The sequence below is a fragment of the Micromonospora sp. M71_S20 genome, from assembly GCF_003664255.1.
In the GTDB taxonomy this organism is placed as follows: domain Bacteria; phylum Actinomycetota; class Actinomycetes; order Mycobacteriales; family Micromonosporaceae; genus Micromonospora.
In genome coordinates this window covers 3835320-3853764 of the sequence record NZ_RCCV01000001.1, presented here as the reverse complement: position 1 = coordinate 3853764, position 18445 = coordinate 3835320, and the positions used below count along the sequence as shown (strand labels likewise).

Annotated in this window: 8 protein-coding genes; 3 read left to right on the top strand and 5 right to left on the bottom strand. The window is 68.3% G+C overall.

The window, feature by feature from the left end; translation table 11 throughout:
* Positions 1-824 precede the first annotated feature (824 nt).
* Positions 825-2243 carry a hypothetical protein gene (locus tag DER29_RS16545; RefSeq protein ID WP_121398141.1) on the top strand — a complete coding sequence of 473 codons (1419 nt, stop codon included), beginning with the start codon at positions 825-827 and terminating at the stop codon, positions 2241-2243.
* A 24-nt stretch (positions 2244-2267) separates the two neighbouring features.
* On the opposite strand, the gene DER29_RS16540 is transcribed toward DER29_RS16545, so the two are convergent.
* Both DER29_RS16540 and DER29_RS16535 read right to left on the bottom strand, forming a co-directional pair.
* Positions 2268-2462 carry a DUF397 domain-containing protein gene (locus tag DER29_RS16540; RefSeq protein WP_121398140.1) on the bottom strand — a complete coding sequence of 65 codons (195 nt, stop codon included), beginning with the start codon at positions 2460-2462 and terminating at the stop codon, positions 2268-2270.
* A complete protein-coding gene (locus DER29_RS16535; protein WP_121398139.1) occupies positions 2455-3336 on the bottom strand; it encodes a helix-turn-helix transcriptional regulator in 882 nt (293 codons plus the stop codon). Before DER29_RS16535 ends, DER29_RS16540 begins: the two co-directional genes overlap by 8 nt.
* Before the next feature lie 413 nt (positions 3337-3749).
* Here DER29_RS16535 and DER29_RS16530 point away from each other — a divergent pair, with 413 nt between their 5' ends.
* Both DER29_RS16530 and DER29_RS16525 read left to right on the top strand, forming a co-directional pair.
* Positions 3750-3983 (top strand): GntR family transcriptional regulator, encoded by a 234-nt coding sequence (locus DER29_RS16530; RefSeq protein WP_121398138.1) that lies wholly within the window; start codon positions 3750-3752, stop codon positions 3981-3983.
* A 47-nt stretch (positions 3984-4030) separates the two neighbouring features.
* Positions 4031-4810: a transposase family protein gene (locus tag DER29_RS16525; protein WP_121398137.1), complete on the top strand. Its 780-nt coding sequence runs from the start codon at positions 4031-4033 to the stop codon at positions 4808-4810.
* Between the two features lie 149 nt (positions 4811-4959).
* On the opposite strand, the gene DER29_RS16520 is transcribed toward DER29_RS16525, so the two are convergent.
* Genes DER29_RS16520 through DER29_RS16510 form a run of 3 tightly spaced genes read right to left on the bottom strand, consistent with a single transcriptional unit; the run spans position 4960 to position 18192 of the window.
* Positions 4960-8988, bottom strand: a complete 4029-nt coding sequence (locus DER29_RS16520; protein WP_199729329.1) for a DNA methyltransferase — start codon at positions 8986-8988, stop codon at positions 4960-4962.
* On the bottom strand, positions 8988-11921 hold the full coding sequence (locus DER29_RS16515) for a DEAD/DEAH box helicase (RefSeq protein WP_121398136.1): 2934 nt from the start codon (positions 11919-11921) through the stop codon (positions 8988-8990). The genes DER29_RS16520 and DER29_RS16515 overlap by 1 nt, the downstream gene beginning before the upstream one ends.
* Before the next feature lie 43 nt (positions 11922-11964).
* On the bottom strand, positions 11965-18192 hold the full coding sequence (locus DER29_RS16510; RefSeq protein WP_121398135.1) for a protein kinase: 6228 nt from the start codon (positions 18190-18192) through the stop codon (positions 11965-11967).
* Between the last annotated feature and the right edge of the window lie 253 nt (positions 18193-18445).

Here is an 18445-nt window from a genome sequence, read left to right as displayed (position 1 = left end):
TGGTACGCCGACGCGGAGATGCGAGGCTCATCGGATCCCGGCCGCGATTGGGAAAACGACGATATCCCGGATCGCACACCCGACTCCTGGCTCGACGACCTGGGAACCGCGTCGCCTGCGCACTCGCCAGGCGGTGCCGGAGGCGAAGCGCGGCGGTCCGGGACGGGCGGAGCGCCGCACCGTCCGGGAACCTCCTGTCAGTGCATGCCCTGCAAGTCCCGACTTGGCAAGGTGGCCGGCCATCCCGTGGCCTCCCTTGCCACAGCCGCGCGCAAGCTGTTGAGCACGATGCCGGGTGCGAAGGACAGCACCTTGGCCCGCCATCTGCGGAGCTCGGGTTGGCCGGATGTCACCGCAGAGCAGGTCGGGCAGGTGCTGCAAGGCTTGAATCGTCGACAGCCACAGCGGCGTCCCGCCCCGGCCAAGAAGAACCCGCTGAGGTCACAGCGCCTCGCGGACGCCGCGAAGGCGGCTCAGGGCAAGCACCCAAGGCTGAGCATTCGTAGGGTGACGCAGAAGCTCCGGAAGTCGGGCTGGCCTGCCGTGACCGAGGACGAAGTGCGCGCCGCACTCGCTGCACCGCCTCGCCCCGCAAGCCTCACTCCGTCGATACCCACCCGGCCGCTGCCCAGCCCACGGACTCGCCCGGACGCCTGCCCGGCGTGCGGAGTGGTCGTGGGGTCGTTGGGTTTGTGCCGCTGCTCCTAAAGCGCCGCGGTCGACAAGCAGGACTTGAGCACGTTCGTCGTTCCATTGACACTCTGGCAGCCCTCGATCACTCTAGGTGTCCTGACCCATGCGGTATGTCAACACCGGGGGTGGGCATGGACATCGAATCCCTCGTACGTTCCCTCAGCCAACCGTCCAGACTGGTCGTCGAATCCTCTCCCCACCTTGTCGACGCCGTCGAGAAGTACGCCAAGGACGCCGCCGTGAAGAACGACGCGTACCGGTACGGCAAGGCTCCCGTCGCGGTGGCGATCGGCCCGACGGTGGGAACCAGTCCGGCGCAGGTGCTGCACGAGCTCGGGGTGGCGACCACGCTGTTGACCGCGTCGCCGCTGGCACAGGTGGCCCGGCACTGGGCGCACGTCCGCTACTGCGCGACGCTGACCCGGCAACGCGGCATGCTCGGGCTCACTCCGTCAGCCCAGAGCCTCGTGTACCACCACAAGGTGACCCAGTCCGAGCAGTTGGGCATCGGCCTGGCCCTGGTGGTGGCAAAGAAGGTGCTGCAGCGGCAATACCGCCAGTGGACCTTCTTCGCGGTCGACGCGGAGGTGGCGCTGAAGGCAGGGTTCATCGACGGGGCGGGCGCGGTGGAACGCACCTCCAAGAGCCAGAAGCGCCCGGACTACTTCCTGGTGGGGCACCACAGCTCGGGTCGTCGCAGCCGGATGAAGATCGTGGTGCTGGAGTGCAAGGGCACCCATCAGCCGCCAAGCTTCGCCTACGGTCAACTCGCCCGGGCCGCCGTGCAGGTGAGAACGCTGAACGTCGGTGGCCGCCGCCCGCCGGCACTGATGGTCGCGTCCTGCCTGGCCGGGCGTCAGATCACGTCGTACATCCTCGATCCGCCGGGGGATGGCGAGCTGTGGGACGGCGGCCCCGACGACTTCGACGAGTTGCTGCACGGCCGCCCGGAGGACCACCACTGGCGGACCCGGCCCGCCACGGCCGACGAGGCACGGACCTGGCCGGCGGCGGTTGAGGACGCCGGGCCACCCGGCACCACCGGCCCGGGCCCGACGGACGATCTGCCGCTTGGAGCGCCCGAGGTGTTCGACGTGCCCGAGGAACGGCGTGGCTGGTTCACACAGATACTGACCCGTGCGGTGGCGGCCACCGCACTGCTGTTCGCCGGCGATAACGCCACCGCCCGTCATTACGCAACGCCACGGCAACGTGGGGACGAGGAACCCCACACCGGCCAACTGAGGCTGTTCGAGCTGGACCCGTCGTGGGCAGAGAGCACCGCCACATCGCAGCCCGTGGCGGACGACCTGTGTGCGGAAGGCACCCTCTATCGCGCGCCGCTGCAGAACGGCAAGGCTTTGGAGGTGTTTCGGGGCGTGGAGAGCAGCCTGTACCGCCACCTCGCGGACGGCCAGGTCGCGGCCTACCTCCGGGCGGCACCGCTGATCCGCCGCCGGTGGTCGCGGTCCCGGCCGCGCGACGGGGTGGTGTCGCTCGGCCAAGACGGCACAGTCCTCACCATCCGCGTCACCGACCGGCGCCGCTGAGACGCTGAGGGACGTTGCCGCGCCTCAATGCTCCGAGCTGGCCGCCCGGACGAAGGCAGTCCAGGAGTCGGGCGGGAAGGTGAGGACCGGCCCGCTGCGGTCCTTGCTGTCGCGTACGGCGACGATGCCGGGCAGGTTGTCAGCGACCTCGACGCAGTTGCCGCCGTTGTCGCCGCTGCGGGTGCTCTTGCGCCAGTGGGCGCCGGTCAGGTCAGCCATGGTGGACCTCCTCGGAAATCTTGATAATCAACTGTCGGGACTGCCCCTCATCGAGGGCCAGCGAGTCGAGGCTCGCCCAGATCCGCTCGTAGGCGGCCAACTCCTCCTTCCGGTCGAGGTAGAGCGCGCCGGTCAACGACTCGCTGTAGACCACCGACGGCTCGGGTTCGACGCGACTGCCGAGCGGGAAATCGAGAATCACGAAGGATCCGGCGACCGCACCGAAGTGCAGGCCGGCGGCCAGCGGCACGACCCGGATGGAGACGTGGGGCAGCCGGCCAACTTCCGCCAAATGCCGGAGCTGTTCCGCCATCGCCGCTGGGCCGCCGACGACCCGCAGCAGCACCGCCTCGGAAAGCATGACGTCGAGCCGGGGCGGCGGGGGCAGCCGTCGCCGCAGGAGCGCCTGCCGTCGCTGCCGCACCTCGACCAGCCGCTCCCACTCGTCGTCGGCCATGCGTGACCGGTGCCGGTAGACGCCGGCCGCGTAGCCAGGGGTTTGCAGAAGCCCGGGAATCAGGGTGTCGTCGTGCTCCCGTAGCCGGCCGGCGGCGGCCTCCAGGCCGACGTACAGCTCGAACCAGTCGGGGATGGTGTCGCCGTACGCGTGCCACCAGCCCTTCGCCTTCGTCTCGCGGGCCAGGCCGGTCAGCACGGCGGTCAGCTCGGGGGTCGCGCTGTACAGCTCGCACATGGCCCGCACGTCGAGGCCGCGCACCGCGCCGAGGCCCGTCTCGATCCGCCACATCTTCTGGCGGCTGCACTGCAACGCGTCCGCCGCGCCGTCCAGCGTCATCCGCGCCTGGGTCCGCAGCTCCCGCAGCGCGCGCCCGAGCTGCCGGCGCGGCACCGTCGACCCCATGTCCTCAGCCATCCGATCCCCGCCCCTCCGCCGGGCCGCTCCCCCGGCACTGCCCGGCGGTCCGCTCGCCGGCCGGCCGCGGGTCGTAGCGGTCCGCGCGCCGGTTCCGCGTCGGAGCCGCCCGCCGCCGCTCGGGCCACTCGTACACGACCGCGCCGTCGCATCGCGACGTCACCCACCCATCGGGTACGACGTCAGGTGCGCCCGGCCGACCGCCGCGCCCCCGCACGTCGCCATCCGGTACGACCTGCCCGACCAGGTCAACCGCGACCCTCCCCGGCCGCAAGAACCACTTCCACCGCCTACCCATGCCCCCTCCCCGGCTGCCGTTCCGGTTGGGGGCGAGCGTAGCAGACCTATAAAGCCTGTAAAGGTAGGCAGGGGTAGCTATACATGACGTCGGCGTTGGCTGCTTCGCTGATCACATGCCGTATGCCCAGCCGCTCTGGCGCCAGATCAGGGAGGATCTCCGCGCCAAGATACGAGCTGGCATCTACCCACCGGGAGGCAAGCTTCCCTCCGCGCGACTCCTCGCCGAGGAGTACGACACGAGCCACGTAACGGTCAGGCGCGCATTGGACTCCATGATCGAGCTTGGCGAACTGGTTGGCCGCATGGGCATCGGTGTCTTCGTCGCCGATACACCGAAGGATTCCTAAGGGACGTCTCGTAACTCGGTGGCTGATCCATGGTGGATCATGTCGGGGTGCAGGTGATCTCGGCGGCCCGCCAGGAGTGGATCTTTCCGTTCACCGGGCTGCAGCCCGCCCAGTTCCGCAGGCTGGTCCGGTTGGTCGCCGAGCGTGGCGGTGACGCGATCGCTGACGGTCGGCCGGGCCGGCAGTGGTCTCTCGACCTCGCCGATCGGGTGTTGCTGGTCGCCGCGTATTGGCGCACGAACCTGACGATGCGGCAGATCGGCCCGCTGTTCGGGGTGTCGCACTCCGCCGCGCACCGGGTCATCGACACCCTCGGCCCCCTGCTCGCTCTGGCACCGGGGCGCCGGCGTCGGGTCGACCAGATCACCATCGTCGACGGCACCCTCATCCCGACCCGGGACCATCGCCTGACCACCCCGAGCAAGAACTACCGCTACAGCACGAACCTGCAGGTAGCCATCGACGCCCACACCCGCCTCGTCGTCGCCCTCGGCGACCCGCAACCCGGCAACCGCAACGACACCATCGTCTACCGCACCAGCGGCATCGACCAGAAACTGACCGGACGGCCAGTCATGGCAGACGGCGCCTACCGCGGCAACCCCGACGTGATCATCCCGTACCGCAAACCCGCCGACGGCAGCGAACTACCCGACTGGAAAGCCGACCTGAACAAGCAACACCGCACCGTCCGAGCGCAGGTCGAACACGCCCTGGCCCGCATGAAGTGCTTCAAGATCCTGCGCGACTACCGCCGCGCCGCCCACACATTGGCCGACACCGCATCCGGCATCGCTCATCTCCACAACATCATCCTCGCGGGGTGACACCCAGAACCTTTGCCGGGCAACGCCCTTCACCGAGTTACGAGACGTCCTTTAGCGACTATCGGTAGACACGGAAGGGTGGCGGGGGCCCTTACCCGGGGGCGGGGAGAGGGTGGAGGTGTAGTTCTCGCCGTCGATGAGCGGCATGGTCAGGCTAACGCCGGCAGCGGCCATCCGGTCGTACTCGGCAAGGACCAGTTCCTTGGTCCGGTACGTGCCGTATTTAGCGATATCGTTGTTCTTGAGTCCGCCGCCCGAGTCGGACTGAAACCTTTCCAGTATGTAGTCCACATCGTCGCGACGAATGCCATAAAGGTGGAAGAAGTACGCATCCAGTTCTGCGCGAATCTGGGCGCGGCGGTCCTCGCCCCATTTAAGGGAGCGCCAGTGTCGCCGAGGTCGCAAGCAAGCCCCGCCATGTCGTAGGTGGTGTAGACGAGCTCGATTACCCGCGGCGTTACAAACGGAGTATGCAGTTCGAGCGCTGCTGGCGCAGGGACGGGTAGCTGCTTCCAGATAAAGAGCCCCATGTTCGTCTTGCCGATCTTCTGCCGGCTTACATAGTCAAAGGCCAAGGAACTCTGAGTAGCGATGAGCGCTGCGGCAAGGACCGGGGAGACGCGCGGCAGCATCAAGGGGAACTTATGTCCAACTGCCGTGCGCGGAATGAAGGAGCAGATTGAGGTCCGCTCGTTGGTTGCATTAGTAACATCTCGCCAGCCACAAAGCCAGTCGCGATCCCATCCTAACTGAGCCAAGCGTAGGGCGACTCCCGGGATCTCGACCTGCCTTCCCCTCCGGGTTGTGGGAATGAGCCCGTTTTCCGCAATCCAGTAGCGCGGGTAGGCCACCGCTGAAGGATCCTGCTTCTCAGTCAGAGTCAGACGCCTGCGATCCTCGTTGCCTGTTCCAAAGTAGGAGTTCCAGCGATGATCGAAAAGGTGAGCCATCTTCCCTTCATATAGAGGCAGCATCCTCTCTCCATTCCGGGTAAATACGTTCCCGACCAGTTCCCACCCTTCCGCAATCAGTCGCTCTCTTTCACGGAAGAGGTCGGAGTCGTCGGTCATGTGGAAGGGGGTTGGGACGAAGTCGATGCGCCAAGCATTATCCTCGCTCTGGAGCTCGTTCTGCAGCACAGGGATTCGGCGGTAGATCCCAGCAGTGAGTTCGGCATCGCGGCGGGACCGGAAAATCGGAATGTTTCCCGTGTTTGGGCTGATTAAAGCGATCTCCTCGGGAGTAAGTTCGAAGATGCGGCCAGGGTCATCAAGGTCGACCGGATCTTCGAGGAAGAATGCGAAACTTGCCTTCGACTCCCGAAGTCCTCGTCCAACCAACGAGAGCAGGCAAAACCGCTCGTCAAGGTGAATGCCGACGAAAAGCTGATTGCTATTGATAAAGGCGCGCAGAGAGGTGATTGCACCACGCTTAGCGAGATCGCCAAAGAGGTGTTGCGCCCCCGCGCTCGTCGCAATCGCGGTAGGGATGATGCACCCGACGCTGCCCTTAGGTGAACAGATAAGGGTAAAGATTTCGGCGAAGAGCTGGTCGGTCTGAAGCATGGTAACGCCTCTGACGGTAAGGCCCTTGGCGCATAGCGGGAACGCTCCGGAGTCGCCCGCGAAGTGGAACGTCGATTTGATCTTGCGGCGTTCAGCCCAGTAGTCTCTGGCGGCTTCCGGGTTCTCCTTAACCCATTCGCTGATCCGATTGCGCCGTGCCGCGCCGGAGATCGCGGCGATGGCCGGGTCGACCACGCTGAAGTATTTCTTGTCCTCGAAGTCGACCTTGTCCCATGGTGGGTTGCCAAGCACGCACGAGAAGCCACCCGCCCAACCGGTCGCTGGGTCGACGTCAACATCCACGCTGTCCTGCGGCACGACGAAGACGGTGGGGAACTCCAGGTGCCAGTGGAAGAAGCGGTACTCCTCGCTGAGCCGCTCAACCTCGCCGCGGACCGCCTCGGGCAGCTTCGCCCCAGCTTGCAGGTTGCGGAACACCTCGTGTGTGATTGCGGGCAGCTTGCTGCTCTTGTGCCACATGAACGCTGCACACCAGGCGTCACTCACAAACTTGGCATGCTCGTAGGCCGGAGACGTCACCCAGGTCCGGTAGGCGTCTTCCTGCCAGTGCACGTCGCGCAGGGTGCGGGTCGGCACCTCGACGATCCGGTTCAGATCAGCGGCGAAGCCGGTGTTTGTGACGCTCGCATCCACGCCGAGTTTCCACAACCCGGGATGCTCCTGCCGTTCATGCTCGTTACGCCGTTCCAACGCTCTTGCGAAGGTCGCGTCGTCGCCCTCCACCGGTTTGAATGCCTTGCTCGGGATGCCGTCGCGCAACAGCGCCGGCCTCGCCCCGATCAGCCCGTTGCCGTGCTTGATCTGCGCGTTCAGGAAACCGAGCGGTCGCCCGGGCTTCAGGGCTTCGAGCCACAGCGACACCTTGGCGAGTTCGACCGCCATCGGGTTGAGGTCGACGCCGTACACGCACCGACGGACGACCTCGTGGAGGGCGTCGCCGACGGCGTCGACCGTCGGTTCCGGGTTACGCTCCCGGACGGAGGCGACCCGCTTCGCGATACGGCGTGCTGCGGCGACCAGGAAGTGACCGGAACCGCAGGCGGGATCGCAGACAGTGAGTGCTAGCAGCTCTTCAATGACGTAGCGCGAAGGGTCTGGCTCGCCCGCAGCGGTCGCCTTCGCCTCCCCCCGCTTCTGCGCGTCGTCAAGGACCGGGTCGAGCGTCGAGTCGATCAGCGCCTCGATCAGTGAGCTAGGGGTGTAGTACGAGCCGGTCTTCTTGCGGTTGTTGCCCGCGCGGTCGACCAGGTCGAAGGTGCTATCGGTCGCCTGGTGCTTGGGCACCAACTCCAGCAGCGACTCGTAGATGGAGCCCAACTCCTCCGCACCCATGTTGCGGTAGTCCGTAGGGCGCCAACGGCCAGACCCAACGTCGCGGACCCGAGCCAGGTAACGCACCGCTTCCAGCAGGTCGGCGTTGGCGATCGACCGGTCCTTCAGCGGCTTGTCGGCGTCGGTGTCGTCGAAGAGCCCCCCGAGGCCGGGCAGTCCTAGCTCCGGCCGGCCCTCCTCGCTGCCGAGTGCGTCGAGGACGATCCGGAGAGACTGATAGAGGTCGCTGTGGGAGGTGCCCCGACGCCGGAGGGCTTGCCGACGCAGCCGAGCGGAGGAAAAGTACTTTGCATACCGCTCCCGGGTCTGCTCCGTCGTGCCAGGTGGGTGCAGAGCATCCCGGTCCTCGGCGACGAAGAGAAAGATTAGCCGGTACACGAGACGCAGCAGGGCGGCGTGGTAGCTATTGACGTCAAGGGTGCGCCGCAAGTCGCCGTTCGCAGGATGCCGGAGGAACCCGGTGCCGAGCGCGATGATGGCGTTCTTCACCGCCTCGCGATGGTATTCGAGTGCCCGGACACCGGTCTCGATCGCCTCAGTGCGCCACTTCTCCAGCCAGCAGGTCGACGGCGCCGCGCCCTCGGCGACCTCGAAGCGGGAGACGTGCAGCAGCCGATACAGCAGCACGAACTCGCTGAACAGCTCGCCGTCGAAGATCGCCTCCAGGTCGAACTCGACGTACGCGGCGGTGGCGAGCGCGCTGGAGTCGCGCAGCAGCCGCAGCTGCCGGCCGTTGGTGAGCACACCCCACAGGTGTGCCTCGGACCTGTTCAGCAGCTCCTGCACCAGCGACTGCGGCGGCACGCTGCCCGCGCCGGCAGGCCGCTTGTCCAGCGCCGCATTCCAAGGGGCCAAATGGATCGGCACGTGGTTCCAGCGGTGGCTAATGGCGAACGTCTTGGCACCGTCATCCGAGGTGATGCCGGTGGCGCCGAGCGCGGTCAGCCGACCAAATCCCAGCCCCTCTCCGAAGAGGGGCTCCAGCCACTGGGTGACCGCCAGGCCAGTCGCGTCGGCGGGGGCCTCGGCCTCCGGGGCGACCGGGAGCCGGTCGCGCAGCTCCTTCCAGACCGACTTGAGATAGTCCCAGTGTCGTTCGGCGTCGTCGCGCACCGAGCGGGAGCCGATCACCCGGTAGTCGGCGGGCTTGGCGCCGCTGACATCCTTACCCTCGGCGATCCGGACCAGCATGTCGGCCGGGATCAGCCCGCCGATCGTGTGGACGGCGGAGAAGACCTGGTTGCGGGCGGTGGCGGACATCAGGCGTGGCCTCCGGCGGCGGGGGTGGAAGCGGGCAGGTAGACGTAGGCGCCGAGGACGTCGGCGGGCTTCTGCGCGGTGACGGTGAGGCCGCGGACGATCTCGCCGGAGGCGCTGCGCACCCGGCGGTGCGAGGCGAGAAGTTCGGCGGCCAGATCCTCGCCGTACGCCTCGAGGTGATCGGTGACTTCGGGCAGGCCGTCGAGGATCCGGCTCATGGTGCGCTCGCCGAAGTCCGGGTCGGTGTTCTCGTCGGCGGTCGCGTCGAGCAGCTTCAGCGCGTCCTGGGTGGGCAGCCAGGTGGCGCTCGCGGGCGCGCCGGCGAAGGCGAGCAGCCGGGCGTCCTCGGCGACGAGCTGCCGCGTCCCGGTGCGGGACGGCAGGGTGAGGTGGAAGCGGTAGCGGACCAGCAGCAGTGTGGTGCGGCCGGTGACGGCCCGGGTGCGGATGACGCCGCAGCGGCGGGCCGGGCGCGGGCCGCTGACCTGGTCGTCGAGGGCGGCGTTGAGGACGTACCCGGCGAGGGCAACCACCGCCGGGTCGGTGCGGACCAGGGCGGCCTCGCCGCGCGCGACGGCCGCCGTGGCCCGGAACGGGACCGGGCGGCCCGCCTCGACGGCGTCGCCGCCGAGCACCGGGGCGAGCGCGTCACGGAGGCCAGCCGGGGTGCCGCTCACATCGGCGGTGAAGCCACCGGACCCGCCCGGCTCGTCGCGCAGCACGCCGTCGAGCGCGCGCAGCGCCTGGCGTACGAAGTCGCGGATCTCGGCGGCCCGGCCGAGCGTGTCGCGGATCGCGGCAACCTCCTGGGCCACCTCGTCCGGCCGGATGGTGTGCTGGGCGAACCGGGACCGGGAGGTCTTCTCCTTCTCTGCGGCGGACTGCCACTCGGTGGCCAGGACAGCGGCCTTCTTGTCGATGGCGCGGTACTCCTCGACGTCGAAGAGGCTGCCCTGCTCCTCCTCCCGGCCGCGCAGCAGCAGCCACTCCACGATCGCGTCGGTCACCCCCTGCGAGGCGGCGTCGGGGACGGAGACGGAGACGCCGAGGTCCTTGCGGATCTGCCGGTGCTTCTTGATGAGGACGTCGAGGACCTTGCCGTCGATGCCGTTGTCGCTGCCCCAGAGGGTGATGACCCGGACCACGTCGCGCTTCTGGCCGTACCGGTCGACGCGGCCCTCCCGCTGGTCGTGGCGGGTGGGGTTCCAGGCGAGGTCGTAGTGGACGACGGCGTCGAAGTGGTGTTGGAGGTTGACGCCCTCGGAGAGGCAGTCGGTGGCGATCAGGACACGGCGGGCGGCGGGGTCGTCGCCGGCTGCCTCGGCGAGTTCCTCAATGCGCTGCAGGCGCTGCTGCGGGGAGAGGGTGCCGGTGACGGCGCGCACCACGGTCTTCTTGCCCAGCGCTCCCTCCAGATGCTCGGCAACATACTCGGCGGTGGGGATGTAGCGGCAGAAGACGATCGGGTGGTAGCCCTGCTTGAGCAGATCCTTGAGGTGCGTGACCAGCGCGGCCAGCTTCCGGTCCTCGGCCTGTCCTTCCAGCGCGGCTGCTCGGTCGGCGAGTTCGGCGAGCCGCCGGCCCGCGTCGACCTCCACGCCGCCGGCCTCCGCACCGGGCGCGACATCCAGCCCCTCCAGCGCTTCCGTGTCGGAGAAGTCGCTGGTCAGCGGGGCACCGAGCCGGTCGGCCTCTTCGGCGGTGACAGCGGTCGCGGTCGCCGAGCGGGTGCGCAGGGTCTGCGCGGCGGCGCGCGGCGACGACACCAGAGAGCGCAGCAGCGCGATCGCCGACCACCAGGCGATGCGGGCCTCCCGCCGGCCCCGGCCGTCCGCGGCGATCACTCGCTCACTGGCGTAGGCGATGGCGTCGTCGAGCAGGGCGCGGTAGTCCTTGGAGAGCTTGTAGGTCTCGTCCTTGAAGTGCCGGTCGGACGGGAACGCCGTCTCTTCGGCGAGGCTGTCATCGGCCAGGCCCTCTGCCTTGGTGAGGTACTGGCGCACGTCGGCGCGCTTGCGGTGCACGAAGTGCTGGGCGAGCAGCCGCCGACCCGCCTCCGAGCCGAGGTCGACGGTCGCGAGTTCTGGCCGGACGAGGCCGAGCAGGTTGCGGAAGGCGCTCTCCTTGCCGCTGTGCGGGGTAGCGGTCACCAGCAGCAGGTGGCGTTCGGTGTCGGCGGCGACGCGCTGCAGCAGCTCGAAGCGGAGCTGGTTCTGGGTGGAGGTGTTGTCGTCGGCGGCGACGCAGGTGTGGGCCTCGTCGACGATCACCAGGTCCGGGCAGTGGCGGACGAAGTCGTCGCGGTGCCGGGTCGACTTGATGAAGTCGGTGGAGACGATGACGTGCGGGTGCCGGTCGAACAGCGACTGACCCAGGTCCAGGCCGCGCTCAAGCTTCGAGACCGTGGAGGCGAGCACCAGCTCGGCGTCGATGCCGAACTTGGTGCGCAGCTCCGCCTGCCACTGCTCGGCCAGGGCCGGTGCGCAGAGCACGGCGAGATTGCTCGCGCTCCCCTGGGCCAGCAGCTCACTGGCGATGAGGCCGGCCTCGACGGTCTTGCCGATGCCGACGTCGTCGGAGATCAGCATCCGCACGGTTCGCTGCCGCAGCGCCATCAGCAGCGGCACGAGCTGGTAGGCGCGCGGCTCGACGGCGATCCCGGCGAGTGAGCGGAACGGCCCCGCGCCGGACCGGAAGCCGATCCGCAGCGCCGAGCGGAGCAGGCTCGCCGCGTACGCGTCGCCCAGGTCGGACGGGGTGGGCGGGGCGAACTCGGCGCTCTTGACCTGCTCGAAGGCGGGGAAGACGGCGGCGATGTCGTCGTCCGCGCCGCCCAGCGGTCGCAGGACCAGCATGTCGGGGGCGCTTTCGGGCAGCACGACCCAGTCGCGGCCCCGGGCGGAGACCAGCGTTCCGGCGCTGAAGGTGGTCATGAGGCTGTTCCTTGCGTCATCGTGTGAAATGGGGGCCGGGCTGTCAGGCGCCGGTGCCGAAGTAGCGCTTGTTTTTGGTGGCGATCGCGGACCAGTCGGCGTCGTGCGGGAACCGCACGACGTCCCAGCCCATGTCGAACAAGCGCTCCTCCGCCTCGCGGTCGCGTTCGGCGACCGCCTCGTGCTCGTGGACCGGCCCGTCGACGAACACGGCGACGTTGGCCCCGGGCAGCCGGTAGACGTAGTCGGGACGGGCCAGCGCGTCGGTGACGAAGACCTGCGCGTCGTCCGGGAGTCGGAGGCCACGCTCCTTCAACCAGGCGACCAGCTTCCCCTCCAGCTTGGTGTCCGACCGATCGGTGAGCCGGGCCAACTGCTCCGTCCGAGACTCACCCTCCCCGGTCGTCCGCGCCGCCGCACTGGCGAACCGCAGCAGCAGGTCGCGGACCAGGTGGCGGTTGATCGAGTGGTGGTTGAGCTGGTTGCCGTAGGTCAACAGGCACTCGTAGCAGCCCCAGGCGCAGGGCCGGTCCTTGTGCGGCCCGCCCCGGTCGGTGCCGTCCGCGTCGAAGTGGCAGATGTCCAGCGCTGCGGCGGCGCCTCGGGCCAGCGCCGTCGGGTCCGACTGCATGAGCCGCAGTACGCCGGCACCACCCTCCGCCGCCTCGGTGAACAGCATCCGGTCACGGGGACCGTCGTTCGGCGGGAGCAACTCGGTGGTGAGCTCCGAGTCCTCCAGCTCGAAGGCCGCTTCGATACCGCGTTCCAGCGCGTACATCAGGGTGAGCGCGACGTCGTGCTCCACCGGCTCGTCCAACTTGAGGACGAGGATGTTCCGGCGGTCCTCGACGTACGGGATGACCCGCTTCTTGCGGCGCTTCTCGTTTCCGTCGGCGTCGACCACCGGCATCTCGCTGGAGTCGCCGGACGCCTCACCGGCGTCACGTTCGTTCATCCAACGCCCGTCGGCGGGGTCGAGCCAGAAGCCGTCCGGCTCGTCCTGCTTGGCGCGAACCCGGCCGATGTTGGTGATGCGCACGGTCGCCGAGTCGCCATAGGAAAGGGTGGCGATCCGGTCGTCCCCGTCGGAGACGACCGCGTCCTGCCGGCCCGGACGGGCACCGTGGTCCTGGAAGCGGTACGAGGTCACCAGGCGGAAGCCCGCCCGGCGCCGCTCCTCCTCGTCCGAGGAGATCCGTTCCCGGCGCCGCGTGTAGACGGTGTGCAGGTGCAGCAGCCCGTAGGTGGTATCGCCCAGCTTCTCGTTGCACATCTCGCAGCGGACCGCGCCACCGCGGGTGTCGTGGTGGTAGCCGCAGCTGGTGCACCGGCGGGCCTCGCTCGTCACCACCTCACCGGCTGCGTCCGGCGGCAACTGGATGCGAGTGACCTGGTAGCGCGCACCTTCGTGATAGATGAGCGCGCCCGGGCCGAACTCCCGGATCGCGAGGAAACGGGGACGCTGCAGGTAGTCACCCTCACCGGACCTGCGCCCGGTGGTCGGCACGTACGCGGCCAACGGAAGACGCGGGAACGAGTAACCCGGCAGGAAACCCTCGCTGGCCAGGTAGCGGTACGGGTTGAAGTCCGACAGCACGGACCTGCTCTCCACCGTCTCGTTCTTCAGCAGGTTGAGCTGCGTCTCGGCCTCCTTCCGGCGGCCGACGGCGATCCGCCGGTCCCGCTCGGAGAGGGTGTGATCCAGGACCCTGCGATTCTGCTCGGCCTGGTCGACGAGGGCCGCGCGGAACAAGTCCCGCCAGCGGTCGAACGCGCGGTCGAACCGCTCCGGCGTGGTTCGTACCGTGTCCTCGATCCACCGGTCGTCCCACCACGTCGACTTGGCGAAGTCGGGCAGCAGACCGGCGAACACGGTGCGGGCTGCGTCCACGGCACGCTCCTGCGCGTGCGTGTCCCGTAGCGCCGCGGCGATGTGGTCGTGCAAGGCCAGGGCCGGGTTGGGGCGGCGGCTGTCCTCCAGATAGCTGATGTCGATCGTCTCGGGAATGGCTCGGCCCAGCTTGAGACCCGCTTCCGCCAGCCAGACGGCGTGCACGTGCGAGCGCACCAGGTCCTCGTTGGCAAGGTCCAGCCGCGGCGGAGCCACCGCTCCGGCCACCATCCGGTCGGAGCGCCGGAAGTAGTACTGGTCGTGGCTGTTGCCGGTGGCGCAGTAGGTGGTGACCAGCGCCGGCTGCCCCGACCGTCCGGCCCGGCCACTGCGCTGCGCGTAGTTCGCCGGGGTCGGCGGAACGTTGCGCATCATGACGGCGTTGAGTTCGGAGATGTCGACGCCGAGTTCCATCGTCGGGGAGCAGTAGAGCAGCTTCAGCTCCGCCTTACGGAACGCCTCCTCCCGCCGCTCCCGCTCCATCGGGTCGACCTGCGCCGTGTGCTCCCGAGCGGTCAGGCCGGCGAGAGTCCCAGCCGCCGTCTTGTACAGCTCGCGGAAGAAGGTGTTGACCCGCGGCCCGTCGCCGCTGGCGTACGTCCGCGTCAGCGGGTCGTGGCTGCCGGTCTCACCCGTCCCTGCCCGCCAGATGAGAGCGGCTGCCGAAACCTGGTAGCCGATCATCGGAGTGCCCGCCGAACGCCGGTACCGGCCGGCACGTTCCGGCACCTGGGTGACCTCGATGACCTGACCGCCCCGCTTGAGCACCTGCAGCAGGTCGGCGATCACGTCCTGGGCGTCGTTCCATGACAGCTCGGGGAAGTGCACCCGGCGCAGGTACTTTCCGAACTTTCCTCGACCGGAGAGGAACAGGTTCGACCGGTCCAAACCGCGACCAGAGGGCTGGGGGTAGGCGGCGCCCACCTTCGGCTTGTCGCTGGCGGACAGCACCCAGGGGTCGACCAGGCGTTCCTCGCTGCCCCGCTGCAGGGAGTCGAAGTCGTCGCGGAAGTACTGGACGTCGATCGCCAGTCCGCGGCGCATCTCGTCCAGGAGCACCCGCATCATCTCTCTGCGGTCCTCTGGCTCCGCGTCGCGGAGCTTGTCGTGGGTCCCGGACCAGCGGTCCTGCTTCTCGGCGAGCCAGGTCAGATCCTGATAGTCGATCTTGAGGAGTCCGGTCTGCTCAAGGTTCGGCATTGTGATGCGCCAGCCGCGTTCCAGATCCAGATACAGACGGAACGCGACGACGTCCCGGAGGGTCTTCGCCGCCAGGTTGGCCAGGGACGGCGGAAGATCCGCTTCGCGCGCGTAGTCACCGAGGCTCAGCCCGAGCGCGGCGGTGACCCGCGCGGCGAGATCCTCGTGGGTTATCCCGTCGGCGCCCGTCTCGACCACGGCCCGGTATAGAGCCCCGCGAAGCTGCGTCACCTGGACGAAGTCGTTGAAGTGGCCAGCCTGGAGCGACGCGTCCTGCCGGTTGTCGACGAAGGTGAGCAGCTTGCGCGCCTTCTTGTTCAGCGCCTCTGGCGGCGCCTGCATCAGCGACCGGACGATGGACGCGGACACCAGCGAGGTGGCCGACGAGCGGCCCTCCTGGTCCAGTGTCGCGAGTTTGGCGAAGTCCTTCCCCCGGGTCTGCTCGTAGCTGACACCACAGTGCAGGCAGAAGAGGAATGGGGATGGTATGAAAGCCGCCTTCAGATCACCGTGCCCCTCCCAGCCCTGGGAATTGACCATGACCGCCCGCGGCAGCCGCGGCCGATACGAGCTACGTACCACCTCGTGCCCGCCGGCGTCGACCTCCAGCCATGATTCCGGAATCCGCCGGGCCTCGATCGCCTCCTCCTCGCGTGCCGGCCACGGGCGATCCGAGTCGATGTACAGGTAACCGTCGTCGCTCGAGCCACCGGTCGCGGTGGTGTCCCTACGCGGCGCGTAGACGACCTTGCCGTCTTTCTCCGACCGCCACACGGTCAGGTACTCCTGGCCGCACTCCCGGCAGAAGGCGAGGGGCAGGAGGATCTTGCCGTCGGAGCCGGGCAGCACGAGCTGGTACTCGCGGGTGAGGTGCCGGGTGAACTCGTCCTCCAGGGTGACGTACACGGTGTCGCCCTTGGAGAGGAACTGGTGCAAGCGGAACGCGAAGAGCGGACGCTCCGTCGCCGGGTCCCGAGCTTCCGATCCGGCCTTCAGCGTGGCCCGGATCGCCTTGGCGCAGTCCGCAGCAGTCAGGTTGCTCTCCCGCGCCAGCTCCAACGCGGCGTCCTCGATCTTGGCCGGCTTCTGCCGCACGAGCCGGCCGGTGACCGCATCGGTGGCGAGCCCGAACCGGGTCTCGATCCAGCGGGCCAGCGGGTCGTTCACCAGGTCCGCGTACGCCCGCGGGGCGCCGGGTGCCCGCAGCCGTTCCACCGGCACGGTGTCGGGCGCCTCGGCCGTGGCCCGGATCAACGTCTCGCCGATGACGTTTCCGCTGCTGACCTCCGTGCCGAACAGTGTGGTGGCCACCCGAGCCACCGCGTCGCGCTGGTCGTCGAGGGTGCCCTCGGTCGACATGGTGGCGGACGTCCCGATGCACTGCAGGTCGATCGCCTGGCATGCCTCCCGGACGCGGCGAATCAGCAGGGCCACGTCGGCACCCTGGCGGCCGCGGTAGGTGTGCAGCTCGTCGAAGACCAGGAACTCTAGCCCTCGGGCCATCTTGATGAGTGACCGGCGGTCGTCCGGCCGCGTGAGCATCAGCTCGAGCATCACGTAGTTGGTGAGGAGGATGTCCGGCGGGTTGTCGCGGATGTCCTTGCGCCGCTCGTCGCTCTCCTGCCCGGTGTACCGGGCATACGTCACCGGCTCACGGCCCTGCCCGTACCCGTCACAGAGGAACTTGTCGAGTTCCTTGAGCTGGCTGTTGGCCAACGCGTTCATCGGGTAGACGATGATCGCCCGAACCCGCTTCGAGGCCTTCGGGCCCTCCTGCTCACGCGCTTTCAGCACCTTGTCGACGATCGGAACGATGTACGACAGGGACTTGCCGGACCCGGTCCCGGTGGTGAGCACATAGGAGGTCCCGGACTGCGCCTTCTCGATCGCCTCCCGCTGGTGCCGGTGCAGCGTCAGCGGTCGCCCGTCACAGGTGGCGCCACCCTCCGTCTTGTTCGCCTGGAAGATCTGGGCGCACTCCGGGTGCAGCACACCCTCGTTGACGAGTTCAAGCATGCTGCCGCCGGACGCGAAGAACGGGTTCAGCGACAACCAGGGGTCGGGCCACTGCGATTTCGCGTCGAGGTCACGCTCGACGAAGTCGGCGATACGGTCGTTACGGATGGTCGTGCCGCCCTCGGTGAAGGCCCGATAGTCGTCGAGGAGCCGTCGATGCACCCCGAACACGTCCATGCCTGCTGCCGGTCGGGACGGAGCTGCTGCAGCTGGATCCGCCAGCGCGGTGACCGCCGCGTTGACGGTGTGGGTAGTGCCGAACTGGCTGACGGGGTTGACGTCGTCCCAGCCGGGGACGTTGTCGTCCCCCTGCACCAGCGGCAACAGTGCCTCGCGGACTGCCATTGCGTCCACAGGCCGGTCCGCTGGGTCCTTGGCGAGCAGCCGTTCGATCAGCCGCTCGAGGCTCCCGGGCACGTCGGAGCGCAACACCCGCACGGGCGGGGGCGGCTCCTCCAGGTGCTTCTGGCCCACTTCGTGCGCCGAGCCGCTGTGGAACGGAGGTACACCGGTCAGCAGCTCGAACAGGACGCAGCCGAGGGCGTACAGGTCGGCGGCCTGGGTGACCGACGAGGCACGGAACTGCTCGGGGGCCATGTAGCGGGCCGTGCCCACCGTGACACCGGTGCTGGTCAGCCTCTCGGCTTCGTCGGCCTCGATGATCCGACCCATACCGAAGTCCAGAACCTTCACGAACCCACCGCGCAGCAGCATGACATTTGACGGCTTGAGGTCGCGATGAATCACACCTGCGGCGTGTGCCGCATTGAGACCAGCGGCGATCTGGGCACCTATCGCGGCGACCCACCCGATCGGGAGCTGCGGCTGCTCGGCGATCAGGTCGCTCAGTGTCTCGCCGTCGAGGAGCTCCATCGCGATGTACGGAAGCCCGGCGGAGTGCACGCCACCGGCGACCGAGCGCGGCAGATTCGGGTGACGGAGTCGGCGCATGATGCGAGTCTCACGCTCGAACCGCTGAACCGCCTTGGTGTCAGCGCTCGAATCGATGACGGCACCCGAGCGGCTCCGCAGGATCAGCTTGACGGCCACCACGCGATCCGGCGAACCCTCCGGTGCCTGCAGATCCTCGGCCCGGTGGACCTCCCCCATGTTTCCTCTGCCCAACGCGCTCAGCAGGCGGAACCTGTCAGCCACCAGCTCCATGTCACGCAACTCCTAGGTCCCACCAGCCGGCGCTTTCCGTACGCCGGGATACGGCGTCTCGGCACGTGTCGATCGCCCGCTGTTGTCCCAGCCTTCTCGCCGGGTTCCTTTCGGTTTCCTTAAGGCCAGCAGTATGCCCCGCTGCTCTACATCGTTGTAGCCCCCCACCCGGCCGAAATGATCAACCGCACGCCTGGCCACGGAGCTCGCCATGGCGAGGGCTGGACCGATGTGGTGTCGTGCTCGGCCGCGG